The organism is Aeromonas lacus (genome assembly GCF_000764665.1).
GTDB classification, from domain to species: domain Bacteria; phylum Pseudomonadota; class Gammaproteobacteria; order Enterobacterales; family Aeromonadaceae; genus Aeromonas; species Aeromonas lacus.
In genome coordinates this window covers 1-648 of sequence record NZ_JRGM01000196.1, presented here as the reverse complement: position 1 = coordinate 648, position 648 = coordinate 1, and the positions used below count along the sequence as shown (strand labels likewise).

The following is a 648-nucleotide window of genomic DNA, read 5'->3' as shown; positions in this document are numbered from 1 at the left end:
GTCGCGGGAGGTGACTTTAGTCAGCGACTGGATAAGTAGTGACAATAGTATTGCTAGTGTTGATAACAATTTAAATAAAGGATTAGTTACAGCAAATGCCATTGGATCTACCAATATTTCGGCAAGCTATGTTGATCACGCCGATCCTAGCAATGAGATACATACTGGTAGTGCCTTTGTAAGAGTTACTGATGCTGTCATAACTAAACTGGAGATAATGCAACGATGTGAGCTGGCAGCCATATATCCAGAGTTTGAACGTTCAGGCATCGTTTGTGATACGAATAAGCAGCTTACTTTGTCCACTAAACGTCAACTAATGGCTATCGCAACACTGTCGAATGGGGATATGAGAGATGTAACTGCATTGGTCGAATGGAGTAGTAATTCAGAATACGCGATTTTTGAGCCGGCAACGAAAGTGAGTACTGATATAGAGAAGTGGCTTATGCCTCCAGGTGTATTGTCGTATCAAATTCGTATCGACCCACAGGCTGAGTTAGATGTAACAGTATCTGCAAAGTTGTATGGGTTACAAGCATCTTATATACTAACCTTGTTACGTGACACTCCAGACCTAGTAGAGTGTTCAACTTCTAAAATTTCGGTAGGTAATAAAGATTTTCTCTGCCCGCCAACTGCAAATTC

Annotated in this window: 1 protein-coding gene; it reads left to right on the top strand. The window is 41.2% G+C overall.

What is annotated here, in order from left to right:
* Positions 1–648 (top strand): Ig-like domain-containing protein (locus tag LG31_RS21115; protein ID WP_152598462.1); only part of this gene is annotated, 648 nt, incomplete at both ends.